A 25,850-nucleotide genomic window follows, 5' to 3' on the forward strand; every position below is an offset into this window, starting at 1 on the left:
GTCTGCGATCGTTACCGGAAGTCCCTCGGCTTGAGCTTGATACCCTCCGTAGGTTGGCCGGGAATGATGCCCGACCCGATACGGAGATCAGGAATGTAGATGTCGCGCGGGTTTCGGCCGAGCGGCCGTTGGCCCGGATCGCGCGGGTCAGACGCCATCGGGCTTTTCACGACATCGGCGCGCGAGACCGGGTAGAGATTGCGCGTATCGCCCCGCTGGGCAATCGTGCCGAGCAGGGGCGACAGATCGTCGAGCCGCTGCGCGATCACATGGATGACGTCGCCCTCGCGCTGCACCCGACCCCGCACGCCCATCATCATGGCACCGAGCACCACCCGGCGATGCTTCTCGAACAGGTCGGGCCAAACGACGAGATTGGCGACCCCGCTTTCATCCTCCAGCGTGATGAACATGACACCCTTGGCGCTACCGGGCTTCTGGCGGACCAACACCAGGCCGGCGATGTCGATGCCGCGCCCATCCTTCAACTCCCTGATCGCCGAACAGGGGCGAACCTTTCGCCGTGCCAGCTCTTCTCGCAGGAAGGAGACGGGATGCGCGCGCAGCGAGAGGCCGAGGCTGCGATAGTCCTCGACCACTTCGGCCCCCTCGCTCATCGGGGTCAGCGTCACGGTCGGCTCGATCGCCTCGTCACGGAATTGCTGTTCGCGGGCATCGGCCGCAGCGAAGAGCGGCAATGCCGCGTTGGCCAGGCCCTTCACCGACCACAGGCCGGAGCGCCGGCTGTGATCGAGTGATCCGAGTCCATCGGCCTCGCCGATCCTGTTGAGCGCGCCGGCCCCGACGCCGGCACGGCGCTGGACCTCCTCGACGCTGCGATAAGGGATGATCCCTCGCGCCGCGACGATGCGCTCCGCTTCCTCCGTCTCGAGGCCGGTCACTCTGTTCAGCCCGAGACGCACGGCCTGATAGCGCCCGTCCGACCCCTCCAGCGAACATTCCCAATGGCTATGGTTCACATCGACCGACCGGACTTCGACGCCATGCTCGCGCGCATCGCGGACGATCTGGGCGGGCGCGTAGAACCCCATCGGCAGCGAGTTCAGGAGGGCCGCGCAGAACACGTCGGGATGATGGCACTTCATCCAGCTTGACGCATAGGCGATCAGCGCAAATGAGGCGGCGTGGCTTTCCGGAAATCCGTAACTGCCGAAACCCTCAATCTGCTTGAAGGTCTGCTCGGCGAAAGCCTGCTCGTAGCCCCGCGCCACCATGCCGTCGATCAGCTTGTCGCGGAAATGCGAGACTCCGCCCGTCAGCTTGAACGTCGCCATAGCGCGCCGCAACAGGTCGGCCTCCGATGGCGTGAAGCCGGCGCACTCGATTGCGACGCGCATCGCCTGCTCTTGAAAAAGCGGGACGCCGAGCGTCTTCTTGAGCACCCGCTCCAGCTCGGGGCGTGGATAGGAAACAGGCTCCAGCCCGTCACGACGGCGCAAATAGGGATGGACCATGTCGCCCTGGATCGGACCCGGCCGAACGATCGCGACCTGCACCACGAGATCGTAGAAGGTCTTGGGCTTCGTCCTTGGCAGCATCGCCATCTGTGCGCGGGATTCGATCTGGAAAACGCCGAGGGTGTCGGCTTTGCGGATCATCCGATAGGTCGCGGGATCTTCGTCGGGGATGGTGGCGAGATCGAGCGCAATCCCCTTGGCCTCCGCCAGCAGCTCGAACGACCGGCGCATACAGGACAGCATCCCCAGCGCCAGCACATCGACCTTCATGAAGCCGAGCAGGTCGATATCGTCCTTGTCCCACTCAATCACCTGACGGTCTTCCATCGCCGCCGGTTCGATCGGCACCATTTCGTCCAGCCGATCCCGCGTCAGCACGAAGCCGCCCGGATGCTGCGAGAGGTGGCGAGGCGTGTTGAGCAGCAGGCGTGCCAGCTCCAGCGTCAGCGCCAGCCGACGATCGCCCAGATCGAGGTTCAACTCCTCGGCGTGCTTCTCCTCGACACCCTCGCGCGACCATCCCCACACCTGCGAGGCAAGCCCGGCGGTCATGTCCTCGCTCAGTCCGAGCGCCTTGCCGACATCGCGGATCGCGCCACGCGCCCGGAAACGCTGCACGGTCGAGACGATGGCGGCATTGCGTCGGCCATACGTCTCATAAATCCACTGAATCACTTCCTCGCGGCGCTGATGCTCGAAATCCACATCGATATCGGGTGGTTCGCGTCGTTCGGCAGAGACGAACCGCTCGAACAGCAATTCCGATTTGACCGGATCGATCGAGGTGATGCCGAGGCAGTAGCAGACCGCGCTATTCGCCGCCGATCCACGCCCTTGGCACAGGATGCCCCTCGACCGCGCGAACCGCACGATCGAATGGACCGTCAGGAAATAGGGCGCATAGTCCAGCTCAGCGATGAGCTTCAGTTCATGCGTGAGCTGCGCGCGCACCCGGCCTTCGATGCCGTCGGGATAGCGCTCCGGCGCCTTTTCCCACGTCAGCCGTTCCAGCTCCTCTTGTGGCGTGCGGCCGGGCGTCTGGATTTCGTCGGGATACTGATATCGAAGCTCGCCTATGCCGAAGGTGCAGCGGTCCAGAATCTCGACGCTCCGCGCAACCGGGCGCGTGTCGCCCAGGAGGCGGCCAAACAGCCGCTCCATCTCCGCCGCGTCCTTCAGATGGCGATCGGCGAAACGCTCGCGTCGATCGCCCAGCTCGTCGATCGTGCACCCTTCCCGGATGCAGGTCACGACGTCCTGCAAGAGGCGGCGGTCGGGCGCGTGATAGAGGACATCGCCCGTCGCGACCGTCGCCACCCGCGCTCGTGCTGCCATTGCGCTCAGATCGCGCAAGCGCACCGCATCGCCCGGACGCCTACGAATGGTCAGGGCGCAATAGGAGCGATCGCCGAAGATGCGAGCGGCGTGGGAAAGCGCGGTCTGCGTTACGACATCGGGCCGATCCGGCAGAAGGATGCCGATCAGCCCCTCATGCCATTCCTCCACATCGGTCCAATCGAGGTGGCAGGCTGCCTTTCCTGCCCTCTCCTTGCCGACCGTCAGCAGGCGGCAGAGGCGGCCATAAGCCGCTCGATCGGCCGGATAGACGAGGAGGCCAGTGCCGTCGGCCAGATCGAGGCGGCATCCTGGGATCGCCCGAACCCCTGTCGTCTTCTCCGCGTCCCACGCCCGCACGACGCCGGCGACCGAATTGCGGTCGGCGATGCCGAGAGCCGGCAGCTCCAGCATCGCGGCGGCGGCAAACAGCTCTTCGCAAGACGACGCTCCACGCAGGAAGCTGAAGTGCGTCGTGACCTGAAGCTCGGCATAGCCCGTCATGCGAAGGCGCCGTGGATGAACCAGCGCATCGGGCCGGTGGCCGCGCGCTCACCATCACCGAGACGAAACAGCCAGTAGCGACCGCCGCCCTCGACCTCGACCTGGAAATAGTCCCGCGTGCTGTAGGGAAGCCGCGCTTCCACGCCGCTATCGAGCCACCATTCGCCATGCAGGCGCTCAGGCCCCTCCCCTTGGACGACAGCATGACGTTGGCGCCGCCAGACGAACATGCGGGGTGGATTATCGGGCAGCATCGCGATCACGTCGATCGGCTCCGGCGGTTCGATCAAGCGGCCGGGACGCGGCAAATCGTCCGCCCAGCGCCGACCCTGCGCGGCTGCCAGCGCCGGCACCAGCTCGATCGTCCGCTCAGGCGCCGCCGCCGCACGCGGGGAGACACGATAGAGGCTGTGATGGCCGAAGCGGTTTGCCAGCGCGTCGACCACGGCGCCGAGATCGGGCTCGCGGCGCCCGTCGCGGGCTAGATCACGCTGGCTCGCACCGAGCCGATCGGTGAGCGAGGCGACGAGCATCATCGCTTCGACGCCCAGGCCTGGATCGATCGTCTCGATCTTCGGGGCTAGGAGCTTGACGATGTGACCAGCGTCGCGGGTTGGGCGTGCGGTCCCGACGCGGCGTGCTTCGACCTGCCCGTCGACACGGTGAAAGTAGAGATCGAGCCGGCGCGCGCCATGTCCGATGCGGGTCAGCTCGCGCGCGAGATCGTCAGCGAGATCCCCGATCACCTGCGCGAACGCATCGGCGGTGCCGATCGGTTCGAGAAGGCTGCGCCGCGCTCGCGGCACCTCGTTAGGGAAGATCGGTTCGATCGGCTCGCGCGCCATGCCCAGCGCCTGATCGAGACGGGCATAGAGCGAGCGGCCGAACCGCTTGGCGAGCGGACCACGGGGTTGGTCGAGCAACTGCTCAACCCTCTCGAAACCGAGCTTTCGCAAGCCCTCGACGATCCCAGCGTCGAGCCTCAGCGATGCGATCGGCAGCAGCGCCATCGCCCGGCGCTGGTCGCCGGGATCGATCACGATGGGCCGGCCGGCGGGAACGTGGCGCGCGACCGCGTGCGCGCAGCCTGGCGTATCGGCAACGGCAAGCTGGACCGTCAGGCCGGCCGCAGCGACACGGCGATGAAGCCGCTTCAGGAGCGGCACCTCGCCATCGAACAGGCTTTGACAGCCCGTGATGTCGAGCCAGATGCCATCGGGCGGATCGGGCGCAACGAACGGCGAGAAATGCCGCCCAGCCCAGAGAGCCAGCCGCTTGAGGCCGTCGAGATCGTCCTGGCGATCGGCATCGACGACCGCAAGATCGGGAACGAGCGAGCGGGCCTTGGTGACGGTCATCCCTGGCCGAAGGCCAAGCGCACGCGCGGCCGCATCGACCGCGGCCAGCACCTTGCGGCCATGATCGGGATGCGCCGTGACGAGCGGCAGGGTGCGGTCGGGGAGCGCCGCCTCAGACGGCGATGCGCCGCTCTTCCTGCGCAGCCGGTCGGTCGACCAGGCGGGCAGGTAGAGCGAGACGACCCTGCGCATCGCAGGCCTCCAGCAACCAAGTTCGCGGCTCACGCCCACGCGCGCGTTCGAGAGCCACCCTCCACCGCGCCCGCGCCAGCGCCGGGATGTCGAGCCGTTCGCTCGGCGCCGCCTGCACGCGCCAGCGGGTGAAGGCGGCCGATCCTTGCCCCTGCACGGCGGGGTCCGATGCACGGCGAAGCACAAACGCAGTCACCCCGGACGACTCCGCCGCAAGCTGGAGACGCTTGGAGGCTGTCGTGCCGATCTTGCCGATCTCGCCGACGACGCCCGCCAGCCCCGGCTGGCGCAAGCACTCCTCCATCGCGATGAGCACATTGGTATCGCTGCCCGCCTCGACCCAGATCACACGGTCGGGATGAAGTCCGACGAGATCGAGCGCCGGAGCGAACAGGTCGCGCCAGCGCAGGCACCAGAAGACCGGGCCGTCCAGCCGGGCAAGGACGCCGGCAAGGAAGATCGTAGCGGCCGCTTCGTCGCACAGCGCGCGGCTGCCGGCGATCTCATGCAAAGCGCCCGTCGCCAATCCCGCGCCCGGCAGATAATCGTCGATATCCGCGATACCGAAGGGCAGCGCATCGTGACGCGGTCCGACATGCTCGATGCCGGCGACGCGCGCGCGCAGTTCCTCGATGACGGCCTCATGCCTCATTCGTCCCAAGACTCGGATCAGTGTGAATCGTTCCTCCTTTGTTCTCCTCGATGGGGGCGGGAGTCAAGCCGGCCGCGCGTCTATTTGTTCTAATTTTGTTCTATGTTAGATTGGGCGCCGGTCGAGTCTCAGCGAGAGGTTTGCACGATGTCGAGGCTGCACACGGTTCGCGCGAGCGTTGCCGACATCGCGCGGCATTTCGACGCCGAAGCCCCGTCCGACCTGATCGTGCCTGATGAGACCAAGGAAGGGCTCCCCGGACTCGTCATCATCGAAAGGGAGGGCCGTCGCTTCTTGCGGTCGATGGATTGGGGCTTTCCGCGTTCCACTGAGGAAAGCAGGGCGCGCGATGAGCCGCCCGGTCGCGTCGGCATGGTCGCCGATCTGACCAACCCGATGTGGAGCAAGCTCGTCGTCGACCCACGCTATCGCTGCCTGATCGTCCTTACCCACTTCGCCAACCCGCTCGGGGTGCCGCGCATGAAGACCCGCGCATGGTTCTCGGTGCGTGGCGAGCCCATCCTGGCATGGGCAGGGTTCTGCCGGACGCTTCCGGACTTCGGACCCGTCTATGCCGGCATGACGATGGATGCGAACACCGCGATCCCGCCGACCAACGACCGGATGCCCGCGCTGCTCGATCGGCACGAATATGATCGCTGGCTGACCTGCTCGATCAAGGACGTCATCTGGTTTCAGAGACGCCTCCCCTTCGACGCCGAGCGCATGAAGGTGGACTATACCGAAGACCTCTGGAACAGCGGCGCCGCCCCGCCCGCGACGGAGTGGCAATTCGCGCTGCTCTAGTCGAGCTTGAGCGCCGGACGACCGAAATGATCGCGGATCACCTCGCGCAAAGCATCGAGCGCGAGACCCTCCCCCTTGATGAGATGGAACACCTGTTTCGCTTCGGCGAACCGTCCCTCGCCGGCGAACAGGGCGGCGGATCGAGCGACGATCTTGGCCTCGGTCATCGCCGCCATCGTGCCCTTGCAGTTCTTGCCGCCCAGACTGAACCACAAATCGGAAAAGCTCTGGTTGAGACCTCCGATCGGATCGTTGCCCGACGCGAGAGCGTGGTCGGCGCCATGCAGTCCGGCGCCGATGATGTATCCGAGGATACGGGCCGGCGTGCGCGGCGTGGTTGATGCCTCGACGCAGTTCGATCGATTGAGGCTGCAAAAGGAAGGGTGATGCTTGACGAACCCCAGCTCCAGGCAGCCGCTCAGCGGAATGTCGCCGTCGATCATGACCTCGACCACGATGTCTCGGCGTCGATACCAATCGCCGGCGACGGTCTGGAGCGGGCCGTCATCGACCGCCGGATCATATGGGACCAAGCCGAGAGCCGACCAGTCTGCGGGCTTGTCCGTCAACAGGAAGCGCGCGGTCTGAAGTCCGTACTTGATCGGTTCGACCCACATCAACGAACGAGTGCCTATCAGCGGCAGCCAATCGAAGGCGAACTCGACGCTTCCATAGCGTGCGCCGTCCCCCCAAGTGTTCGGACTAACCCAGACCACCCTGCGCCGGGTCGTGGCGAGGCAGCCCTCTCCGACAAGGCCGGGAGCGATTGTAACATCCTCGATGATCCGGCGGGCCAGTGTGACGTGCGTGACGTGCTGGACGCGATCGAGGGGCGACCAACGCGGATCGAACGGCTTGGGCGGGGCGGCCAATTTGCCACCGAACGGAGACCAGACAGGCATGGCGCCGTTGTGATGGCTTGCCGCCCCCCGTCAACCAGAGCGGCCGCATCGGGGACTCGGCGAGGTGATGCCGCCATGTTAGCTTTCGCCCATGTGTAATCTCTACACCGAGCGCAAAAGCACCGCCGAAGTCGCCGCCCATTTCGGCGTCGACGATCCGATGGACACCAATGCCGGCGAGGAGGTCTATCCCGGCGCACCTGGCCTGGTGGTGCGCGAGGAGGAGGGTCGGCGCGTTCTCCAATCGATGTCATGGGGCTGGCCTGTGCGGCTGAAGTTCATGAAGCCCGATTCGAAACCGAAGGCGATCAACAACTGCGCGGACATCCGCAAATCAATGTGGATCGGCTTCGCGCGCAAGACGCAATGGCGCTGCCTCATCCCTCTCACCGCCTTTGCCGAGGCCGAAGGTCCCAAGGGCGCGATGACCCGGACGTGGTTCACGCTCAAGGATCAGCCCATCTTTGCGTGGGCAGGCCTCTGGCGGCCGAGCGATGAATGGGGCCCGGTCTATTCCGGCGTCATGACCAACGCCAACGCAGCGATCGCCCCGGTCCATGACCGGATGCCGGTGCTGCTCATGCCGCACGAATACGAGCAGTGGCTCCACGGCAGCTTCGACGAGGCTCTGGCCTTTCAGGAGCGGGTATTCCCTGACGAGCTGATCGAGATCACCCGGACGACGGAGCTGTGGTCGCGGACAAGCAAGGCTGCCGAGGCCCAAGCGACCCTGGCACTCTGACGCCTTGACCAACCTTCACATCACCGTCGCGACCGCCGCCGAGCAGGCCAATATCTGGAAGGACTACGTGCTTCCGGTCGGCACCACGCTCTTGGCGGTCGCCTGCGGCTACATACCGGCGAGCCATCTCGCCCGGCGCGGAACCAAGGAATTACTCGCGCGGGACGAGAAGGCGCGACGCGATTCAGAGGCGAGAGCCGCGCGGCTCGGCTTCGTCAAACTCACCATCCTCGTGAATACGATCCTGACCTATCATCAGCAGGTCGAGCAGATGATCGCCAAGGCCGACACAGACGGCAACGGTGACATGGGAATTGCCGACCGCCTGTCGATCTTCCCAGGACTGGATCGCGACCCCGCCATCACCTTCGCAGCCGACGAGCTGGAAGTGTTCATCGCCGCGAAGCGTGCCGACTATGTCGATGACCTCGTGCTGCTATCTCGGCGTTACAGCGCCGTCCTGACCAATCTGGACCAGTTCGGCCGGCTCAAGACCGAGCTGCACTATGAGGCGGCAAAACGAGGCGTGACGAGCCGCGACATCAACCTCGTCAGCACCACCCGCCTCCATCTGACGCCGAGCGACGCCAACTACTTCCGCGTCAAGATCGACGAGCTGGAGCAGTTCGCCCGTCCAATGCGCAAGCTTCTTACCGAGACGGCGGACTTCGCCACGAAGGTCGCCGAACAGTATGAGCCGATCACCAAGGCCTATCTCGGCGCGGATGCCACGATCGGCTTCTCGCTTCCCGATCGCGAAGCTGCGAATCCATGAATCCCGAACATCAGCGCTGGGCCGAGGCGCTGCAGATCGAACGGCAGCACGGCGATGCAGCGCCGGACATCATCGCGTCGCGCGTGCAAGAGCTGGCCCTCGCCGGCGACGAAGCTGGCGTGCAACGCTGGATTGGCATCGCAACCCGATATGACTTGCTTCATCAGGATGACGGCGAGAGGCACTGACGCCTTGGCCGCGCGCCCCTCGCTCTAGAAACAGCCGCCCGCCCGCTGTAGGGCGTCGCCATGCAAAGACCGAAGTCCAAATGGCGGGCCGATCGCGGCGCGCGTGCGCTTAAAACCGTCAGCAGCATCGAGGCCTCGATCGCCCGGCTCGGCGCTGAGGATTTGCTCGATCTGCATGACATCTTCGCAGGCGATCCGGGGTCGCCCCTCGACACGATGGCCGTGGCCGAGATGCGAAAGCGCGAGCTGGCGATACCCTGATTGTCGCTGCCGAAACCCGGCCGCGCGTCCTCAATCGAACAGGCTGTGGAGGAAGCCCCGGCGCTTGCCGCGATGGCCGCCACCATGACCACCGCCATGTTCTTCCCGGCTACCATGACCGCCGAAGAAGTCGCCGCCGAAGCCCTGCGACGTGGGAGCGGATGCGGGCTGATCGGCCATGCTGCGCTCGATGATCTTGTCGAGTTCACCCCGATCAAGCCAAACGCCCCGGCATTGCGGGCAATAGTCGATTTCGATCCCCTGCCGTTCGCTCATCACGAGGTCGACCTGACAGTGCGGGCACAACATGCCGCCTTTCCTGGTTTCGTCGGTCATCATCCTTCTCCTTCCATTCTGGTCTAGTTCAGTTCCGCTCGACGATCAGTCGAGGCCGTGGGGAAGCCGCTGCGACTTCGGGAGCTTCTGAAGATCGGCGCGGGTCGCCAAGGCGCAGCTCGTCGTCGACCCGCACCGCGCGTCTTTGGCGATCGCGCGCTGGAGCCGCTTCGCAGCATCGCAGTTCATGCCTGGCGATCGCAGAAGCACCACCGATGCGCGAGGCTTGCCCTGTCCGAGATCGGCCAGGGTATGTTCGGTGTCGGCCCAGCTCCGATGCACGCCGCTCCATTTGGCGCCGTCGGCTTCGGGTTCGACGAAATAGATCGGATGGGTCGCAGGCAGCCCCTGCACGCCGGACTGCCAGCCCGGACCGCTCGGTAGCCGGCATTGAGGCGCTGCGCTTGCCGATGTCGCCCAGGCGGGCGCGACCAGCGCAAGCCCGATGCACGCGATACGCTTCATCATATCCTGTCCTTCCACGCTTCTGCGCGGCCGTGGATTGCGCGAATTGCCAGATCCCGCGCTTAAGGTGGCGTCGATGCTGGATTTCAGGACCATCCAAGCCGTCCTCTCATTGACTGCATGGCATGGACTATGAACCCTGAAGCTACTATAGGGTCAAGCATGAAGATCGGCGATCTTTCGAGGCTGACCAGCACACGGGTCGAGACCATCCGCTTCTATGAGAAGGAAGGTCTCATCCCGCCTCCCGGTCGCACGCACAGCAATTACCGCGTTTACGAGACATCGCATCTCAACCGACTGTCCTTCATCCGGCGCTCCCGCGATCTCGGCTTCACGCTCGACGAAGTGCGGAAGCTGCTTGCCCTTGCCGACGATCGCGAGGCGCCGTGCGCGGACGTCGACGCCCTTGCTGCCGAGCACATCAAGGAGATCGACAAGAAGGTGCGAGATCTGATGGCGCTCCGTGACCAGCTCGCGCGCAAGCTCAGCGATTGCGACGGTGCCTCGATCGCCGAATGCCGCATCATCGAAGCACTGGCGCCGGCGCCTGATCTTGCGGCTTGACGACGCTTGACCCTGAAGTGGCTTCAGGGTCCATAGAGCTTGCAACGTCGAGTCGGGAGAGACCGCTATGGACGATTGCTGTTCACGGAAAAGCGAGGCGCTGAATACGCTCGCCCAGAGTGAGCAGCGTCGCGTCCTCATCGTCGTCATGATCTTGAACCTCGCCATGTTCGTGGCGGAGTTCGGTGCAGGACTGGTGGCTCAATCGACAGCATTGATGGCCGACTCGGTCGATATGCTCGGTGACGCCATCGTCTATGCCCTGAGTCTCTATGCGATTGCTCGCGGCTCCCGCTGGGAGGCGGGCGCAGCTCTCGCCAAGGGCGGCCTGATCCTCGCCTTCGGGATTGTCATCATCGCGCAGAGCCTGCTGAAGATCAGCACCGGCGGCGCTCCGTCGAGCACGATCATGCTCGCCTTCAGCGGCATCGCGCTCGCCGTCAATCTTGCGTGCCTCGCTCTGCTCTGGCGCTTCCGCAACACCAACGTGAACATGTCGAGCACCTTTGAATGCTCGCGCAACGACGTTGTTGCCAATCTGGGCGTCTTCGTGGCGGGCGGTCTGATCGCGTTCACCAACTCGCCCTGGCCCGATATTGTGGTCGGGCTCGCGATCGCAGCCCTTTTCGTGCGCTCGGCGGTGCGTGTCCTTCGATCGGCTTGGCCCGTCTGGCGGCACGAGAGCCGCTCGACTAAAGTCGTGCTTCGATGAGCGCAGCACTTTCCTTCTTCGGTAACCAAAGCCGTGCTAAGCAGCGTACCGTGAAGCGCCTGCTCGCCATCTTTCTATCCCTGTTCCTCGCTGTGAACCTTGCTTACGGCACGGTGGCGCACGCGATGGAGCCGGCGGTGAGCATGGACAACAGCGTCGCCTTTGCGATGGGTCATACGCCAGGCGACGCCGATCAGGTGCCTGCCGATAGCGACAAGGGCTATCCCCATCATCATGCTGGATGCCACGGCCATCAGATCGGTGAGCCTGCGCGCGATTATGCGTCTCCTGTGGCCTGCGTCGTGAAGGTTACCCTCATGCCGGCGGCGAACGACAAGGTCGCTCCGGTGAGATCCACGCCCGAGAACCGGCCTCCCATCGCCTGACGATCCCCTGAATCCGTCGCCAGCCTGCGACGGACTTCCCTGGATTTCGTCAGGAGTCTTCCATGCATCGTGTCCTCGCGGCCCTTATGGCCGTGGCGTCATGCGCTTCGATAGCGCAGGCGCAGTCGTTGGCGTCTCAGCCAGCGGCGACTACCGAGAATGTCGTTACCCTCAATCAGGCGCTCGCCCTTGCGGGCACCGTCTCGCCGTCCCTCGATAGTGCGGCGGCTGGCGTGCGCGCCGCGCAGGAGGCCCGAACCGTCGCGGGTTTGCGGCCGAATCCGTCGATCGTCGTCGAGAGCGAGAATCTCGTTGGCACCGGCCAGTATCGCGGCGCACGCAGCGCCGAGACGACCGCCGGGGTGGCGCTTCCGATCGAGCTGGGCGGCAAGCGCTCGGCCCGCATCGGGGTCGCCAACTCGCAGCGGAACCGCGCCGACATCAACTCGGCGATCGCGATGGCGGACCTTCGCCTTCGCGTCACCCAAGCCTATGTCGAAGCCGCTGCAGCAGAGCAGCGCCTCGTCATAGCTCGCGACCAGACCGCTATTGCCGAGAACGCTCTCAAGGCGGCCCGAACGCGGGTGACGGCCGGTGCTGGGGCGCCGATCGACGAGCAGCGCGCCGATGTGCTGCGCGTCAATGCCGGCGTTGCCGAACAGAAGGCCCGCCTTGCGCTCGATGTCGCGCGGGGCAATCTAGTCCGGTTGATCGGCAAGCCGATCGACGGCGCTCTCGACCTCGGCTGGTTTCGCAGTGTGCGCGAGGGCGCCTACGGGCCACAGATGCCGGTGAGAGCGGACGGCACGCTCGCGCTCGCGGCAGCTCGGGCCGACGTGGATACGGCATCGGCCCAGGTCCGGCTTGCCCGGTCCCAGCGGGTGCCGGACGTGACGATCAGCGCCAGCGCGCGGCGCCTCGCCGCCACCAACGACACGGCGGCGGTCGTCGGTCTCTCCATCCCCTTCCCGCTGTTCAACAACGGCGCGGCGGCGGAGCGTCAGGCGCAAGCTCAGCGCGACCAGGCCGACGCGGAACGGCGTCTCGCCAATCTCAACGTCGAGCAGGACATTGCCGGCGCCCAGGCCGACCTCCAGAGCGCGGCTGCCTCGGCACGGGCGGCAGGGGGACCGGCTCTGACCGCGGCGGCCGAGGCGGCCCGCATCGCCCGGATCGGTTATGCCCAGGGCAAGTTCAGCCAGCTCGACCTGCTACAGGCCGAACAGTCGCTCGCCGAGACCCGCGCCGGGTACACCGACGCGCTCTCGGCCTATCACGACGCTGAGGCTCGGCTCGCGCGGCTGACCTCCACCCCTTCGGACGTCGCACCATGACGCCCGCCCTTCTCGCCGATGCGCCGCGCCTTCGCGCGATGCCGCTCGTCCCTCATATCCGGAGCTTCTCATGATCGAAGACAAGCGTCTGCTCGGCGGCGTTGCCGCTGCCGTGCTGGTCGCAGCGCTTGGCGGCTTCAGCGTCGCCCGTTGCACCTCAACTCCAGCCACTACCACCCAGGCGACCGAAGCGAAGGGCGGAGACGAAAAGCCTACTGCGCCGGCCGACACGGTCTTGATGACTGCACAGGCTATCAAGGAGGCCGGGATTTCGACCGAGACGATCGCGCAAGGGGGTCTCGGCTCGGAGATCGTTGCCCAGGCTTCAGTCACCGCCTCGCCAACCGGACAGGCCATCGTCACCGCACGCGCGGGCGGGGCGGTGACGCGCGTGTTCAAGCGCCTCGGCGATCCCGTCCGCGCGGGCGAGCCGCTGGCGATCGTCGTCAGTCGAGATGCCGCGCAGATCGCGGCCGATCGCTCGGCCGCAGCCGCCAAGGCGGTGCTCGCCAACAAGAACCTCGCGCGCGAGCGTTACCTCTACGATCAGAAGGTGTCTGCGCGGGTCGACTATGATTCCGCGCAGGCCGAGGCTGCCGCAGCCGCAGCGGAGGCGCGCCGCGCTCGTGTCGCCGCTGGTGCCGCGAATGTCACCGCCGATGGCAGTGGCGTGGTGGTCGCCAGCCCGATCAGTGGGCGCGTGACGGCGCAGACGGCCAATCTCGGCTCTTTCGTTCAGCCGGAGACCGAGCTGTTCCGCGTCGCCGACCCCAAGCAAATCCAGATCGAGGCCGCGATCCTGCCGGGCGATGCCCAGCGCATCGTTTCGGGCGATCGCGCCGTCATCGAGCTGCCGGAAGGCGGCACCGTCGAGGCGAAGGTTCGATCGGTCACGCCGGCGCTCAACTCCGAGACCAGGCAGGCGACCGCCGTACTCGATGTGACGGGTGGAACGCTGCAGCCGGGCCTCGGCGTGCGCGTGCGGATCAGCCCCAGCAAAGGCGAGGCGACCAACGCCATCGTCGTGCCCGAGGACGCGCTCCAGACCGTCGAGGGCAAGGACGCCGTGTTCGTGCGGACCGCACAGGGCTTCAAGGCTGCCTTCGTGACCATCGGCCAGCGCAGCGCCGGCCGCGTCGAGATCGTGAAGGGCCTGCAGCCCGGCCAGACCGTCGCGACGGCCCAGGCATTCCTGCTCAAGGCCGAACTCGGCAAGGGCGCGGGCGAGGAGGAATAAGCCATGATCGCGAAGCTCATGGCCCTCTCCGTGCGCGCGAGATGGGCAATCCTCTTCATCTTCCTTGCCGTCGGCGGTCTCGGCGTCTGGCAGCTCACCAAGCTGCCGATCGATGCCGTTCCCGACATCACCAACAAGCAGGTCCAGATCAACACGGTCAGCAAAGGCCTCTCGCCCGTCGAGATGGAGAAGCTGGTCACCTATCCAGTCGAGACGGCGCTCGCCGGCATCCCCGGCCTGCAAACCACGAGGTCGCTGTCGCGCAACGGCTTCAGCCAGGTGACCGCGATCTTCTCAGACAAGACCGATCTCTACTTCGCCCGCCAGCAGGTCGGCGAGCGGCTCACCGCCGCGCAGGAGACGCTGCCGAGCGGGGTTCAGCCGCAGATCGGGCCGGTGACGACGGGTCTCGGCGAGATCCTGATGTATACGGTCAACTACGTGAACCCGGAGGGCAAGGGCGCGAAGAAGGTCGACGGCCAACCCGGCTGGCAGACCGACGGCAGCTTCCTGACGCCCGAAGGTGACCGGCTGGTCGGGGAGGTCGCCCAATCGGGCTATCTGCGCACCGTGCAGGACTGGATCATTCGGCCACAGCTCCGCAACGTCCCCGGCGTCGCCGGCGTCGATTCGATCGGCGGCTATGCCAAGACGTTCGTGGTCGAGCCCGATCCGGCGAAGCTCACCAACTACGGCATCTCCTATTCCGAGCTTGGACAGGCGCTGGAGGCGGCGAACCTTTCGGTCGGCGCCAACTACTTCAACCGGGGCGGCGACGCCTATCTGGTCCGTGGCGATGCCCGCATCCGGTCCGTCGAGCAGATCACCAATGCCGTCGTAGCGACGCGCGGCGGTGTGCCGATCACGGTCGGCGCCGTCGCCAACGTCAAGATTGGTGGTGACCTGCGCACCGGCGCCGGCAGCATGAACGGCAGCGAGGCCGTCATCGGCACCACGCTGATGCTCATCGGCGAGAATAGCCGCGTCGTTGCCAAGGCGGCCGGCGACAAGCTCCAGCAGATCGCCAAGACCCTGCCGCCCGGCGTCGAGGTCGAGGTGGTGCTCGATCGCGCCAAGCTCGTGTCGGCGACCGTCGGCACGGTGGAACGGAACCTGACCGAGGGCGCCATCCTGGTGGCGATCTCGCTCTTCGTCCTGCTCGGCAACTGGCGCGCGGCGATCATCGCCGTGCTCGTGATCCCCTTCTCCTTCCTGATGATGGCGACCGGAATGAACGTCTTCGGCGTTCCCGGAAATCTGATGAGCCTGGGCGCGCTCGACTTTGGCCTGATCGTCGATGGTGCCGTTATCATCATCGAGAACTGCCTCGCACGGCTTGCGCATCGGCAGGAACGCGAAGGCCGCTTGCTGTCGCTCCGTGAGCGGCTGGAGGAGACGATGAAGGCGTCTCAGGAGATGATCCGCCCGACCGTGTTCGGGCAAGCCATCATCCTGCTCGCCTTTGCGCCTTTGCTCACCTTCACCGGCGTCGAAGGCAAAACCTTCTCGCCGATGGCGATCACCATCATGCTCGCCCTGGTCGCAGCGTTCATCCTCGCGATCACGCTGGTTCCGGCGCTCGTCGCGATCCTGATCCGGGGCAAGGTGTCGGAAAAGGAAGTCTGGCTCATCGCCAAGACCAAGGATCGCTATTTGCCGCTGCTCGGCAAGGCGGTCGCAAAGCCCTGGCCCTTCATCATCGCGGGCGTCGCCTTCTTCCTCGCCTGCGTGCCGGCGTTCGGCCTGCTGGGACAGGAGTTCATCCCCCAGCTCGACGAGAAGAACATCGCGCTGGCCTCGACCCGCGTGCCCTCCACCTCGCTCGAACAATCGCTGCTGATGCAGCGCAAGGTCGAGGCGGCGGTGAAGACGCTACCCGAGGTGGAGACGGCCTTCTCGAAGACCGGCACCGCCGAGGTGGCGACTGACCCGATGCCGCCAAACATCTCGGATGGCTTCGTGATCCTGAAGCCGCAGGACGAATGGCCGAAGGGTGAGACCAAGGCACAGTTCCTGGAGAAGCTCGACAAGGTGACCAGCGGCCAGCTCGGCAACCTCTACGAGGTCAGCCAGCCGATCCAGCTTCGCTTCAACGAGCTGATCGCGGGCGTTCGCGGTGATGTCGCGATCAAGCTCTATGGTGACGACCTCGACAAGATGTCGGCATCGGCGAACGAGATCGTGCGTGTGCTCCAGGGCATCCCCGGTGCGGCCAGCGTCAAGGCCGATCAGACCGGCGGTGCGCCGACGCTCGACGTGCGCTTCGATCGCGCCGCCATCGCCCGCTACGGGCTCACCGTGCAAGAGGTTGCGGACACGGTCTCGGCGGCGATGGGCGGTCGCGAGTCCGGCCTGCTGTTCGAGGGCGATCGCCGCTTCGACATCATGGTCCGCGTGCCCGACCAGACCCGTGTCGATCTCGACGCGGTGAAGGTGCTGCCGGTGATGCTACCGGCGGTCGAGGGCCAGAAGCGCCAGTCGGTGCCACTGGCGGCGGTCGCGCAGTTCCGATTCACCGACGGTCTCAACCAGATCAGCCGCGAAAACGGTAAGCGCCGCGTCGTCATCCAGGCGAACATCCGGGGTCGTGACGCCGGCTCGTTCGTCGCCGAAGCCATGACCAAGGTCGACAAGCTCAAGCTGCCGGCCGGATACTATCTGGAGTGGGGCGGCCAATTCCAGAACCTTCAGGCGGCCTCAAAGCGCCTGTCGGTCGTCGTGCCGCTTTGCTTCCTCGGCATCTTCGGCCTGCTGTTCATGGCGCTGGGCACCCTGGGGCGGGCCGCATCCGTCTTCCTCGCCGTGCCGCTCGGTCTCGCCGGTGGCGTGTTCACGCTCGCCATGACCGGGATCGCCTTCTCGGTTTCGGCCGCCGTCGGCTTCATCTGTCTCGCCGGCGTCGCTGTGCTCAACGGCCTCGTGGTGATGACCGCGATCCGCGAGCGACTGGATGCCGGGATCGAGCTGGGCGAAGCGATCATCGAGGGTTGCCGGGAGAAGATGCGGGCCGTCGTCATGACCGGCTTCGTGCCGGCGATCGGCTTCGTGCCGATGGCGCTCGCGCACGGCACCGGCGCCGAGGTGCAGAAGCCGCTGGCGGTCACCGTCATCGGCGGCCTGATCGCGGCGACGATCCTGACGCTGCTGGTGCTGCCCGCAATCGCGAAGGTCGTGCTGGGCATGGGTCAGCGTTTGGCGCGCCGGCCCGATGTCGGCGAGGCCGATGCCCAATCGGCCGAAGCATAAGGGAGAGGAACGATGACAACATCCAAATTGCTTCGCATCTACACCGACGAGGCTGCCTACTTCGGAGACCGCAAGGTTTTCGAGGTGGTCGCCTCCCGAGCGCGAGACGGGAAGCTCGCTGGTGTGACGGTCCTCGAGGCCCTGCTTGGCTTCGGGAGATCAGCGCACGTCCATCGGCGCCACGTCCTCGAGAGCGATCGCGCGGTCGTGATCGAGATCGTTGACGAGGAGACCAGGCTACGCGGGTTTGCCGACGGCCTCGGCGATGTTCCCGGACTCGGCCTCGTCACGCTCGAAGCGGTCGAGATCCTTCGTTCCGGCGGCGGCCGAACCGATCGGGGCGGAGACGCAGCATGACGCCGGGCTCCGCGCGCAATGAGCCGTTCCGCCTCGCGCGCGGAGCCCGAGCCAATCGGACATCGCACCATGTCTACCATCCTCGAAACAAGTATTCACCTCACCGTGCCGCTTGCGCGCGTATGGCGCGTGATTGCGGACCTCGAAGCCTACAAATCCTGGCATCCCTTCGTGGCGCTCAACGGCCACCCAGTTGCAGGCTCGCGGATCACACTTCACTTTCGATCAGCGGCGGACGGGAAAATTATGTCGTCGAACAAGGCGGTCGTCCTACACGTCGATCGCCTGCGTGCCTTCACATGGCGTTTCGTGGCCGGCCCCTTCCTCCGGTTGGAAGAAGGCTTCGCGATTCAGAAGGCGGGGCATGGCACGTTCCTGCTGCACCACATCCGTTTCACGGGGCCGTTCGCCTTCGTCTTCACGCTGCTTTTTCGACGTCGGCTGATGAAGGCGCTCGAAGTGACCAACCGGGCGATGGCTGCCTATCTCGTCAAACCGGGGACGGCATCGCGCTACTCGCCGCGAGGAACACGCTGACCAGCGGCGATCGGGTGGAACGCGAGGCACGCCGATCCTTCACCGCGCTCGCCGACCGTTTGATCAAGATGCCCCTCTCCATCCTGTCCAAGAAGCCGGAGTAAGCCGATGCCCCACAGTCATTCAGAACCGTCCGGAAGCGGAGCCGTACCCGGAAAGATGGGGCACGATCACGATCACGATCGCGATCATGGGCATGGACATGGCCACGATCATGGGCACGGGCATGGACATAGCCACGGTCATGGACATGGACATAGCCATGCTCCGGCAAGCTTCGGGACCGCGTTTGCGATCGGCACCACGCTTAATCTCGGCTTCGTGCTCGTCGAGGTGATCTACGGGATCGCGGCCGGATCAGTCGCGCTGCTCGCCGACGCAGGGCACAATTTGAGCGACGTGCTGGGCCTCCTGATCGCGTGGGTCGCGGCAGTGCTGGCGAAGCGGAGTCCCAAGGGCCGTTATACCTACGGGCTGCGAAGCAGCTCGATCCTCGCGGCCTTCCTCAACGCGATCATGCTTCTGGTCGCGACCACCATCATCGCCGTCGAGGCCATCGAGCGGATCGCCCGGCCCGAGCCGGTGCATGGCACCACCGTCATGATCGTCGCAGCCGTCGGCATCCTCATCAATGGCGCGACCGCCTTGCTCTTCATGAGCGGGCGCAAGGGCGACCTCAATGTCCGGGCCGCCTTCCTTCACATGGCGGCCGATGCCGGCCTCGCGGCCGGCGTCGTCGTCGCCGGTCTGCTCATCAATCTGACGGGCTGGACCTGGATCGATCCGGTAACGAGCCTCATTATCGTCCTCGTCATCGCCATCGGCACCTGGGGCCTGCTCCGGGACTCGGTCAACATGGCGCTCCAGGCCGCCCCTCCGGGCATGGACCCCGAAGTGATCGGGGGTTTCCTGCGCGAGCACGAGAAGGTCGAGGCGATCCACGACCTCCATATCTGGCCGATGAGCACCACCGAAACGGCGCTCACCGTCCATTTGGTCGTGCCGTCGGGCTATCCAGGCGACGACTTCGCCGCCGGCATTGCAACCGAGCTGCTGGAGCGATTCAGCATCCACCACTCGACGATCCAGATCGAGACCAACCCCGATTTGCATTGCACGCTCGCGTCGGACGCAACCGTGTGACCGAAGCGCCCGTCAGCCAGCGCCGACGCCCCTGGTCGGAGGAGCATATTGCGCGCCTGCGCGAGCTAGCGGCCGAAGGGCGACCGGCCGAGGACATCGCACGCCTGCTGGATCGGACTCGCGAGGGCGTGAGGGGTCGTGCGCAGGCTCTCGGGATTCGCATCGCATCGTCAAGGCGGCGTTTGAAGCCTTGGTATGCCCCGACCCGCGCCACCACGGAGGAATAGGCGATGCAGGCTCTCACCTACACGATCATCCCGCTCGTCGCGATCATAGTCGGCGCCGCCATCGCCGTCGCTCGTACTCCGAAGCCGGGCTTCGTCAGCGCCATGCAGCATCTCGCTGCCGGCGTCGTCTTCGCGGCTGCGGCTGCCGAGATCCTGCCCCAGGTGATGCACCAGAACTCACCGAGCGCCACGCTGATTGGTGGGGCCGCGGGCGTTGCCCTGATGCTCACGCTGAAGGCGTTGGAAGGCCGCGCAAAAGGGCCGGTCGTCCTGCTCGGTGCCATCGCGATCGACATTCTGGTCGATGGCCTGGTTCTCGGTCTGGGTTTCATCGCCGGCGCCAAGGCCGGGCTCCTGCTCACCGTGGCGCTGACGCTGGAGGTGTTGTTCTTCGGCCTCACGGTCACGACCGAGCTGGGCGAGACGATCACATCGAAGTGGAAGATCGTCGGTGTGACTGCCTTGATCGGTTTGCTCCTTCCGATCGGCGCCGTCATTGCGACCCCCGTCGCCACCCTCTCGGGCGTCTGGATCGCGGGCTTCCTGAGCTTCGGCCTCATGGCGCTGCTCTACCTCGTCACCGAGGAGCTTTTGACCGAGGCGCACGAGCATCCGGACAATCCTCTGATCAGCGCCATGTTCTTCGTCGGCTTTCTCGGCCTGCTCCTGCTGGAGGAGCTGACGGGATGATGCGTGCGTGGTTGCCCCGATGGATGGCTATTGCGTTCGGCGGCCTCGCGCTGCCCGGCTGCATCGCCGGGCCTGCCCTGCCCATCGCCGCGCATGTCGCCCCCGATACCCGGCTGCGCATCTCGTCGGTGCATGCCTACCGTTCGGCCAAAGGCGTCACCGTCGTCGGCCTGGTAGGGCGCCGACCTCTCATCATCACCCCGATCTGGGGGCATCTTCATATGACGGCCTACCGAACAGGGTCGGCTATCCCGACGGTGCGCGACGCCGGACTTGGCGCGCTTGCCAAGTCCGGGGCGCCGACCGTGTTCAGCGCCTCGATCCCGCTGGCGACCGGCGAGGCGCTGGAGCGTCTCGACGTCGAGTATCGCGCGCGCCCCGACGACAAGGAGCCGACATGATCGGCCGGACGCGCTCGGCGGCGATCGCGATAATGTTGGCGGCCCCCACGATGCTGCTGATGTCGGGCTGCGCGAGCAGTCGTCGCCCGGCTGACACGGCGCTTTGCCGGATAGAGACCAGGCCGACGGGGCTGCCCGGCCATGACGGCAAGGGCGAACCCGGCCGGCACGCGATGCGTCAATGGGATGTCCCTCTCGATGCCGGTTGGGATACGGCGGTCGAGCCCAAGACCGACGGCTACGCGCGCTTTCGGAAATCTATCCAAAATGGACCTAATGCGGAGGTGCAGGGTCATCTGCTCAGCGCACGCGGCGACTATAATGCCAGCCTCGTGTCGATGGCGGGCAAGGAATATGTGAAGCCTGCCTCATGCTTCGAGCGTGCCATCTACGGTGATTTCATGACCGAGGCGGTGCGCGACACGAAGGTCAACGGTTTCGACGGCTACGTGCTGGAGAACCCGACGACGCGAATGGTCCGGGCGCTTTACGAGCTGACGCCGACCGAGGATGCCAACGGGCCGGACCCGATTGACGTGGTGGTGGCCGAGCAACGGCGCGCCGGCTGGTCGCTCCTCTTCGAGATTCACGCCCATCCCGTCTCACGCGATGCGGCCACCAATCGCAGCGGCGCCGTCGCGCCGACCGTGAAGGACGCCGCCTATGAGGCCCGCCTCAAATCGGAAATGGGCCTCCGCGAAGCCCGGATCACCAACGGCGTCGTCACCGCCCGCATCCCGGCGGACGCCTTCCATTATTTCCAGTCGGACGAGTGACCATGACCCGGCGCCGACTGAACACCACACCTGGTTGATCACAAGGAGGGAGTTGAGGATGCACGACCATGCCGAGGGCGGGCACGCCCACGACCACACTGCCGGCGCCAACGCGACCATGCTCAAATGGGCGCTGGCGCTGACCTCGACCTACCTCGTCGCCGAGGTGATCGGCGGCTTCTACTTCAACAGCCTCGCGCTGCTGTCCGACGCGGCCCACATGCTCACCGATGTCGCCGCGCTCATCATCGCGCTCATGGCGATCCGCTTCGGCCGTCAAAAGCCGGATGCGAAGCGGACCTTCGGCTACAAGCGTGCCGAGATCCTCGCCGCGGCCTTCAATGCGGTCTTGCTCTTCGCGATCGCGATCTACGTGCTGGTTGAAGCGATCAAGCGTTTTTCGAGCCCCGAGCCGATCCAGTCGATGGGAATGCTGATCGTCGCCGCGATCGGCCTCATCGTGAACATCGCCTCGATGAGGCTCTTGATGGCGGGCAAGGACGCGAGCTTCAACGTCAAGGGCGCCTATCTGGAGGTGTGGGCCGACATGATCGGATCGGTTGGCGTCATTCTCGGCGCCCTCGCGATCAAATTCACGGGCTGGACCTGGGTCGATCCTCTGGTGGCTGTAGGCATTGGCCTGTGGGTGCTGCCCCGAACGTGGGTGCTGCTTCGGGACACGACCAACGTGCTGCTCGAAGGCGTGCCCAACAATCTCAATCTGGATGACATCCGGTCCGCGATCGCGTCGATCGATCACGTCACTAACGTCCATGACCTCCACATCTGGTCGATGAGCAACGATGACGTGTCCTGTACGGTCCATATCGTCGTCGCGGACAGCGAAGCGCTTTTCGTTGCCAGGCGCGGCGTCGCCCGGCTGCTCGCCGATCGCTTTCATATCGAACACGTCACGATCCAAGTGGACCAGCCTGGCGATCGCTGTGCCGCCGATCCGATCCATCCCTGACCTATCTGAATCGACCCCCGCAAGCTGCACTCCCGGCTTGTGAGAAGGGTCGCGCCGTGGGCGCCGCCCCCTAGACCCCGAAAGGCGCCCACGGCGACAAATCCGTGAGCCAGGTATCGAACCGCATGATGGCGCCTCCCGGCGAAGCCGGGATCGCGCTCTATGGCTCGCCCGCTCGCCACCGAGCCCTGCGGTCTCGGCCTGACGGTTACGATCGCTGGCGCTTGGCCGGCCTTTAGGCCGGCATGGTGACGCTGCTGGCGCGGCGGTGTTGATAGGGCCTCTCCCGTGGTCAGCGGGGTTTGGCCGGCGCTCCCTGCTAGGCCCGCCACGGCGGGCGGCAAGCCTTGGCTTCGCCCGGCTGCTCCACTTCGTTGCGCCCCTTGCGGGTGCCGCCCGCCGCTCGAAGCGGGCCTCTTCGGTCGCCTCGCCGCCCACCCCCCGCTTCCGGGGGAGGCCCGTGTGCTTGGGTTGGCGAGGAGGATACGCATGGGTTCCGTCAGCAAGCGTCGCGCGCGGGGAGAGGTGGCAGAGGCTTCCGCCGAGCCGCGCACCAACATCTATGATGATGTCACCGCCAAGATCATCGCCGAGCTGGAGGCAGGCCGCTTCCCGTGGGTGCAGCCTTGGGGGAAGGCGGGCACCGCCACCACCGGCCTACCCCGCAACGCGCTCACCGGCCGCAGCTATTCGGGGGTCAATGTCCTGATCCTGTGGGGCGCCGTCATCGGCAACGCCTTCCCCTCTCAATGCTGGCTTACCTTCCGCCAAGCGCAGGACGCAGGCGGATGCGTCCGCAAGGGTGAGAAGGGAACCACCGTTGTCTATGCCGATCGCTTCGTTCCCAAGGGCGAAGCCGAGCGCGCCCAGCGGGCCGACGAGGAAGCCCGCGCCGTTCCCTTCCTCAAACGCTTTACGGTGTTCAACGTCTCGCAGTGCGAAGGACTGCGCGCCGGTCTGGCGCCCGATCCGGTTCCCCTGCCCGAACGCGAGATCGTGCCGATTGCCGAGGCGCTCATCAAAGCCTCAAATGCGGATTTCCGTATGCGATCGGGCCGGAGGCGGAGCGACGAGCGGACGAGATCGGAAAGCGTTGCGACACCGTCCTTGGTGCGGAGTGCGACGAGGTTGGAAGTTGCGCATTGCAGCTCGCGCGTGTCCTCGATCAGAACCACGCGATCCGACGTCTTCGCGACCTCGGCCAGCAGCGCGTTGGTGAGCGTCGTCTTGCCGGTCGAGGTGCCTCCGGCGACGAGAATGTTGGCCCTGTCCGCGACGCCACGGCGAAGTGCTGCCGCCTGCATCCGGGACATGATTCCCCGATCGACGTAATCATCGAGGGTGAAGATCGCGACGGCGGGCTTTCGGATTGCGAAGGCCGGGCCAGTGACCACGGGGGGAAGCAGGCCCTCGAATCGCTCGCCGGTTTCGGGCAGTTCGGCGGAGATACGCGGCGCGCGAGCATGAACTTCGGCACCAACATGGTGGGCGACTAACCGAATGATGCGTTCGCCATCGGCGGCCGACATCGTCTTTCCGGTATCGACAAGACCTTCGCCAAGCCGATCGACCCACAAGCGGCCGTCGGGATTGAGCATGACTTCAACGATCGAGGCTTCACTGAGGAAGGCGATGATCGCCGGACCGAGCGCCGTGCGGAGCATCCGAGCACCGCGCTGGACAGCTTCGGAACGGATGGGTTCGACTGACACGATAGGCGCCCTCGCATCGGGCGGCCGAACATCGACCGCGACCGAGGGCACCTAAAGAAGGCGATCGGAGCCGCGCTTCAACAAGCGATTCGCGGCGGAGTGCCGTAGCGTAGAAAGACAGGGGATCGGCGGGCCATCGCACTACGACGTGCGCGACCACCGCAATAAATTGGTGCGGCGAAGACAGGCCGATCGCCGACCGAGCACCCTATTAAGTGCTGGCCGAGTTCGCTTTGACGGCGACGTTGTTGTTAGCCACCTTCCCTTTCGCTACTTTCGCCTTGGAGTCCGTCCCAGCCAGGGCGGCGGCAATCTTTCTCGCCACGCGGTTGGCGGCCTTGCGGGCAGGATCGTTCTCGACGTGCGCGTAGATCATTGTCGAGCGCATGTTCGCGTGGCCGAGGATCGCCCCGGTAAGAGCCAGCGCCTCGCCGGTCGATGTCGCGGTCGCGCCCATCGTGTGACGGAGCGTGTGGGGCGTGACGCCAGGCAGCTTCGCTTTCTTGATGATATCCGGCCAGACTTTCTTGGTGCCCTGGAAGTGGGCATCTTCGGTCCGGTCCGATGGGAACACATAGTCACTCGATTTGGAGCGCTCGAGCCCGCGCAGCAGAGCGACCGCCGCCAGCGCCAGCGGCCGAAGCGATTTTCCGGTTTTGGTGTCGTCGAGGATCAGAAGGCCGCGTTCGAGATCGACCTCGGTCCACTTAAGGGCAGCAATCTCATCCCGGCGACATCCGGTAAGCGCCCAAAGGCGGGTGATATTCAGCGCCTTCGCGTTGACGCCCTCCGCTTCCAGATCGTCACACGCCCTCCCGAGTTGGGTGACCTCCGCAAGAGTAAGGAAGCGATCCCGGCGGTTATCCGTTTTCTGGACGACCGCTTTCTCGCAAGGGTTCGATTCCACAATTTCCCTCCGGCAAGCGAAGCTGAACACCGCCGATAGGTCGCGGAACACCTTGCGGGCCGCACCGTCTCCGCCGCGAACGACAATGCGCTTCCGTGGTCCAATCTTCTCGTCGCATGCCGTCTTGCCCGCCGATACGTCACGGAAGAACCGTTCGATCTCGCCGGTGCCTACCTCGCTAACGCGCTTATGACCGAGCAGCGGGACGACGTGATGCTTGAGGCGTGCAACCGTGTATTGCTTCGTCAGGGGCTTCATCGGCATCCCCTGTCGCTTCCCGCGCTGTATGAAACAGCCTTCCTCTTCGTACAGCTCGATCAGCGCATCCATTCGCATCTCGCGCCGCTTCGTCTGGCGATCGCCGGCAGGATCGTCGCCGACCGTTGCAGCCGCTAGGAGCTGGCGAGCCTTCTTCCGGGCGTCATCGACGGTCAGGGTGCCGAAGCGCCCAACCGTCATGAACCGGCGCGGCGCGTTCCGCCCACCGCCTTCAGCCCGGTATCGAATGATAAAGGTCTTGCGGCCACTCTTCTCCACACGCAGCCCGAAGCCCGCCAAGCGGCCATCCCAAATGTCGTAGCGATCGTCGCGCGGCTGAGCTTCATCGATGACCGTCTTGGTCAAGATGGTGGTCGACGCCTTGCCCATAGTCT

25 protein-coding genes and 2 pseudogenes are annotated in these 25,850 nt (G+C 65.5%); 19 read left to right on the forward strand and 8 right to left on the reverse strand.

Going from position 1 to position 25,850, the window contains the following annotated elements; all coding sequences use genetic code 11:
* Window positions 1-11: 11 nt before the first annotated feature.
* The 3 genes from QGN17_RS16075 to QGN17_RS16085 are packed head-to-tail and all read right to left on the reverse strand — an operon-like array spanning window position 12 to window position 5,519.
* Entirely contained in the window at window positions 12-3,317 is a 3,306-nt protein-coding gene (locus tag QGN17_RS16075; protein ID WP_281045607.1) for an error-prone DNA polymerase, read from the reverse strand.
* Window positions 3,314-4,867: a Y-family DNA polymerase gene (locus QGN17_RS16080; protein ID WP_281045608.1), complete on the reverse strand. Its 1,554-nt coding sequence runs from the start codon at window positions 4,865-4,867 to the stop codon at window positions 3,314-3,316. The genes QGN17_RS16075 and QGN17_RS16080 overlap by 4 nt, the downstream gene beginning before the upstream one ends.
* Window positions 4,788-5,519, reverse strand: a complete 732-nt coding sequence (locus QGN17_RS16085) for an ImuA family protein (RefSeq protein WP_281045609.1) — start codon at window positions 5,517-5,519, stop codon at window positions 4,788-4,790. The genes QGN17_RS16080 and QGN17_RS16085 overlap by 80 nt, the downstream gene beginning before the upstream one ends.
* Before the next feature lie 147 nt (window positions 5,520-5,666).
* On the opposite strand from QGN17_RS16085, the gene QGN17_RS16090 reads away from it, so the two are divergent.
* Window positions 5,667-6,326 carry an SOS response-associated peptidase family protein gene (locus QGN17_RS16090; RefSeq protein WP_281045610.1) on the forward strand — a complete coding sequence of 220 codons (660 nt, stop codon included), beginning with the start codon at window positions 5,667-5,669 and terminating at the stop codon, window positions 6,324-6,326.
* Here QGN17_RS16090 and QGN17_RS16095 read toward each other — a convergent pair.
* On the reverse strand, window positions 6,323-7,198 hold the full coding sequence (locus tag QGN17_RS16095) for a hypothetical protein (protein ID WP_281045611.1): 876 nt from the start codon (window positions 7,196-7,198) through the stop codon (window positions 6,323-6,325). The two genes, QGN17_RS16090 and QGN17_RS16095, sit on opposite strands and share 4 nt — an antisense overlap.
* A gap of 121 nt (window positions 7,199-7,319) precedes the next feature.
* Here QGN17_RS16095 and QGN17_RS16100 point away from each other — a divergent pair, with 121 nt between their 5' ends.
* The 4 genes from QGN17_RS16100 to QGN17_RS16115 all read left to right on the forward strand — a co-directional run bounded on the left by QGN17_RS16100 (window position 7,320) and on the right by QGN17_RS16115 (window position 9,194).
* Window positions 7,320-7,970 carry an SOS response-associated peptidase gene (locus QGN17_RS16100; RefSeq protein ID WP_281045612.1) on the forward strand — a complete coding sequence of 217 codons (651 nt, stop codon included), beginning with the start codon at window positions 7,320-7,322 and terminating at the stop codon, window positions 7,968-7,970.
* A 67-nt stretch (window positions 7,971-8,037) separates the two neighbouring features.
* A complete protein-coding gene (locus QGN17_RS16105; RefSeq protein ID WP_281045613.1) occupies window positions 8,038-8,745 on the forward strand; it encodes a hypothetical protein in 708 nt (235 codons plus the stop codon).
* Entirely contained in the window at window positions 8,742-8,933 is a 192-nt protein-coding gene (locus tag QGN17_RS16110; RefSeq protein ID WP_281045614.1) for a DUF6961 family protein, read from the forward strand. The genes QGN17_RS16105 and QGN17_RS16110 overlap by 4 nt, the downstream gene beginning before the upstream one ends.
* A 60-nt stretch (window positions 8,934-8,993) precedes the next feature.
* Window positions 8,994-9,194 carry a hypothetical protein gene (locus QGN17_RS16115; protein ID WP_281045615.1) on the forward strand — a complete coding sequence of 67 codons (201 nt, stop codon included), beginning with the start codon at window positions 8,994-8,996 and terminating at the stop codon, window positions 9,192-9,194.
* A gap of 30 nt (window positions 9,195-9,224) precedes the next feature.
* On the opposite strand, the gene QGN17_RS16120 is transcribed toward QGN17_RS16115, so the two are convergent.
* Both QGN17_RS16120 and QGN17_RS16125 read right to left on the reverse strand, forming a co-directional pair.
* On the reverse strand, window positions 9,225-9,530 hold the full coding sequence (locus QGN17_RS16120) for a TFIIB-type zinc ribbon-containing protein (RefSeq protein ID WP_281045616.1): 306 nt from the start codon (window positions 9,528-9,530) through the stop codon (window positions 9,225-9,227).
* A gap of 45 nt (window positions 9,531-9,575) precedes the next feature.
* Entirely contained in the window at window positions 9,576-10,091 is a 516-nt protein-coding gene (locus tag QGN17_RS16125; RefSeq protein WP_281045617.1) for a hypothetical protein, read from the reverse strand.
* Window positions 10,092-10,157: 66 nt separating this feature from the next.
* Between QGN17_RS16125 and QGN17_RS16130 the strand changes: the two genes are divergently transcribed.
* The 14 genes and pseudogenes from QGN17_RS16130 to QGN17_RS16195 all read left to right on the forward strand — a co-directional run.
* Window positions 10,158-10,562, forward strand: a complete 405-nt coding sequence (locus QGN17_RS16130; protein ID WP_281045618.1) for a MerR family transcriptional regulator — start codon at window positions 10,158-10,160, stop codon at window positions 10,560-10,562.
* Between the two features lie 67 nt (window positions 10,563-10,629).
* Entirely contained in the window at window positions 10,630-11,274 is a 645-nt protein-coding gene (locus QGN17_RS16135; RefSeq protein ID WP_281045619.1) for a cation diffusion facilitator family transporter, read from the forward strand.
* The gene (locus tag QGN17_RS16140) at window positions 11,271-11,660 is read left to right on the forward strand and encodes a hypothetical protein (protein ID WP_281045620.1); all 390 of its coding nucleotides are present in this window, start codon (window positions 11,271-11,273) and stop codon (window positions 11,658-11,660) included. The genes QGN17_RS16135 and QGN17_RS16140 overlap by 4 nt, the downstream gene beginning before the upstream one ends.
* A 62-nt stretch (window positions 11,661-11,722) precedes the next feature.
* Complete coding sequence (locus QGN17_RS16145) at window positions 11,723-12,994, forward strand: TolC family protein (protein WP_281045621.1); 1,272 nt, start codon at window positions 11,723-11,725, stop codon at window positions 12,992-12,994.
* Between the two features lie 70 nt (window positions 12,995-13,064).
* On the forward strand, window positions 13,065-14,231 hold the full coding sequence (locus tag QGN17_RS16150) for an efflux RND transporter periplasmic adaptor subunit (protein WP_281045622.1): 1,167 nt from the start codon (window positions 13,065-13,067) through the stop codon (window positions 14,229-14,231).
* 3 nt (window positions 14,232-14,234) lie between these two features.
* A complete protein-coding gene (locus tag QGN17_RS16155) occupies window positions 14,235-17,477 on the forward strand; it encodes an efflux RND transporter permease subunit (RefSeq protein WP_281045623.1) in 3,243 nt (1,080 codons plus the stop codon).
* A gap of 12 nt (window positions 17,478-17,489) precedes the next feature.
* Window positions 17,490-17,834 (forward strand): DUF190 domain-containing protein, encoded by a 345-nt coding sequence (locus QGN17_RS16160; protein ID WP_281045624.1) that lies wholly within the window; start codon window positions 17,490-17,492, stop codon window positions 17,832-17,834.
* Window positions 17,835-17,903: 69 nt separating this feature from the next.
* Window positions 17,904-18,371 carry an SRPBCC family protein gene (locus QGN17_RS16165; protein ID WP_281045625.1) on the forward strand — a complete coding sequence of 156 codons (468 nt, stop codon included), beginning with the start codon at window positions 17,904-17,906 and terminating at the stop codon, window positions 18,369-18,371.
* A gap of 159 nt (window positions 18,372-18,530) precedes the next feature.
* The gene (locus QGN17_RS16170) at window positions 18,531-19,514 is read left to right on the forward strand and encodes a cation diffusion facilitator family transporter (protein WP_281045626.1); all 984 of its coding nucleotides are present in this window, start codon (window positions 18,531-18,533) and stop codon (window positions 19,512-19,514) included.
* A gap of 230 nt (window positions 19,515-19,744) precedes the next feature.
* Entirely contained in the window at window positions 19,745-20,431 is a 687-nt protein-coding gene (locus tag QGN17_RS16175) for a ZIP family metal transporter (protein WP_281045627.1), read from the forward strand.
* 23 nt (window positions 20,432-20,454) lie between these two features.
* Window positions 20,455-20,832: a hypothetical protein gene (locus QGN17_RS16180; protein ID WP_281045628.1), complete on the forward strand. Its 378-nt coding sequence runs from the start codon at window positions 20,455-20,457 to the stop codon at window positions 20,830-20,832.
* Window positions 20,829-21,608 carry a hypothetical protein gene (locus QGN17_RS16185; RefSeq protein WP_281045629.1) on the forward strand — a complete coding sequence of 260 codons (780 nt, stop codon included), beginning with the start codon at window positions 20,829-20,831 and terminating at the stop codon, window positions 21,606-21,608. The genes QGN17_RS16180 and QGN17_RS16185 overlap by 4 nt, the downstream gene beginning before the upstream one ends.
* Window positions 21,609-21,666: 58 nt before the next feature.
* Window positions 21,667-22,578 (forward strand): cation diffusion facilitator family transporter, encoded by a 912-nt coding sequence (locus tag QGN17_RS16190; RefSeq protein WP_281045630.1) that lies wholly within the window; start codon window positions 21,667-21,669, stop codon window positions 22,576-22,578.
* Between the two features lie 489 nt (window positions 22,579-23,067).
* Window positions 23,068-23,625: pseudogene (locus QGN17_RS16195) on the forward strand (ArdC family protein); the annotation flags it as partial.
* Here QGN17_RS16195 and QGN17_RS16200 read toward each other — a convergent pair.
* A pseudogene (locus QGN17_RS16200) lies at window positions 23,550-24,290 on the reverse strand (ATPase, T2SS/T4P/T4SS family); the annotation flags it as partial. The pseudogenes QGN17_RS16195 and QGN17_RS16200 sit on opposite strands and share 76 nt — an antisense overlap.
* 211 nt (window positions 24,291-24,501) lie before the next feature.
* Window positions 24,502-25,821 carry a tyrosine-type recombinase/integrase gene (locus QGN17_RS16205; protein WP_281045631.1) on the reverse strand — a complete coding sequence of 440 codons (1,320 nt, stop codon included), beginning with the start codon at window positions 25,819-25,821 and terminating at the stop codon, window positions 24,502-24,504.
* Window positions 25,822-25,850 lie beyond the last annotated feature (29 nt).

The sequence above is a fragment of the Sphingomonas oryzagri genome (genome assembly GCF_029906645.1).
Lineage (GTDB): Bacteria > Pseudomonadota > Alphaproteobacteria > Sphingomonadales > Sphingomonadaceae > Solisphingomonas > Solisphingomonas oryzagri.

Excerpts from the sequence above, each read along its gene's own strand:
- QGN17_RS16130 (WP_281045618.1), top strand. The coding sequence starts at position 10,158 with ATGAAGATCGGCGATCTTTCGAGGCTGACCAGCACACGGGTCGAGACC.
- QGN17_RS16135 (WP_281045619.1), top strand. The coding sequence starts at position 10,630 with ATGGACGATTGCTGTTCACGGAAAAGCGAGGCGCTGAATACGCTCGCC.
- QGN17_RS16115 (WP_281045615.1), top strand. The coding sequence starts at position 8,994 with ATGCAAAGACCGAAGTCCAAATGGCGGGCCGATCGCGGCGCGCGTGCG.
- QGN17_RS16090 (WP_281045610.1), top strand. The coding sequence starts at position 5,667 with ATGTCGAGGCTGCACACGGTTCGCGCGAGCGTTGCCGACATCGCGCGG.
- QGN17_RS16155 (WP_281045623.1), top strand. The coding sequence starts at position 14,235 with ATGATCGCGAAGCTCATGGCCCTCTCCGTGCGCGCGAGATGGGCAATC.
- QGN17_RS16085 (WP_281045609.1), bottom strand. The coding sequence starts at position 5,519 with ATGAGGCATGAGGCCGTCATCGAGGAACTGCGCGCGCGCGTCGCCGGC.
- QGN17_RS16110 (WP_281045614.1), top strand. The coding sequence starts at position 8,742 with ATGAATCCCGAACATCAGCGCTGGGCCGAGGCGCTGCAGATCGAACGG.
- QGN17_RS16175 (WP_281045627.1), top strand. The coding sequence starts at position 19,745 with ATGCAGGCTCTCACCTACACGATCATCCCGCTCGTCGCGATCATAGTC.
- QGN17_RS16150 (WP_281045622.1), top strand. The coding sequence starts at position 13,065 with ATGATCGAAGACAAGCGTCTGCTCGGCGGCGTTGCCGCTGCCGTGCTG.
- QGN17_RS16120 (WP_281045616.1), bottom strand. The coding sequence starts at position 9,530 with ATGACCGACGAAACCAGGAAAGGCGGCATGTTGTGCCCGCACTGTCAG.
- QGN17_RS16160 (WP_281045624.1), top strand. The coding sequence starts at position 17,490 with ATGACAACATCCAAATTGCTTCGCATCTACACCGACGAGGCTGCCTAC.
- QGN17_RS16185 (WP_281045629.1), top strand. The coding sequence starts at position 20,829 with ATGATCGGCCGGACGCGCTCGGCGGCGATCGCGATAATGTTGGCGGCC.
- QGN17_RS16075 (WP_281045607.1), bottom strand. The coding sequence starts at position 3,317 with ATGACGGGCTATGCCGAGCTTCAGGTCACGACGCACTTCAGCTTCCTG.
- QGN17_RS16140 (WP_281045620.1), top strand. The coding sequence starts at position 11,271 with ATGAGCGCAGCACTTTCCTTCTTCGGTAACCAAAGCCGTGCTAAGCAG.
- QGN17_RS16145 (WP_281045621.1), top strand. The coding sequence starts at position 11,723 with ATGCATCGTGTCCTCGCGGCCCTTATGGCCGTGGCGTCATGCGCTTCG.
- QGN17_RS16190 (WP_281045630.1), top strand. The coding sequence starts at position 21,667 with ATGCACGACCATGCCGAGGGCGGGCACGCCCACGACCACACTGCCGGC.
- QGN17_RS16165 (WP_281045625.1), top strand. The coding sequence starts at position 17,904 with ATGTCTACCATCCTCGAAACAAGTATTCACCTCACCGTGCCGCTTGCG.
- QGN17_RS16125 (WP_281045617.1), bottom strand. The coding sequence starts at position 10,091 with ATGGTCCTGAAATCCAGCATCGACGCCACCTTAAGCGCGGGATCTGGC.
- QGN17_RS16180 (WP_281045628.1), top strand. The coding sequence starts at position 20,455 with ATGGCTATTGCGTTCGGCGGCCTCGCGCTGCCCGGCTGCATCGCCGGG.
- QGN17_RS16100 (WP_281045612.1), top strand. The coding sequence starts at position 7,320 with ATGTGTAATCTCTACACCGAGCGCAAAAGCACCGCCGAAGTCGCCGCC.
- QGN17_RS16080 (WP_281045608.1), bottom strand. The coding sequence starts at position 4,867 with ATGCGCAGGGTCGTCTCGCTCTACCTGCCCGCCTGGTCGACCGACCGG.
- QGN17_RS16170 (WP_281045626.1), top strand. The coding sequence starts at position 18,531 with ATGGGGCACGATCACGATCACGATCGCGATCATGGGCATGGACATGGC.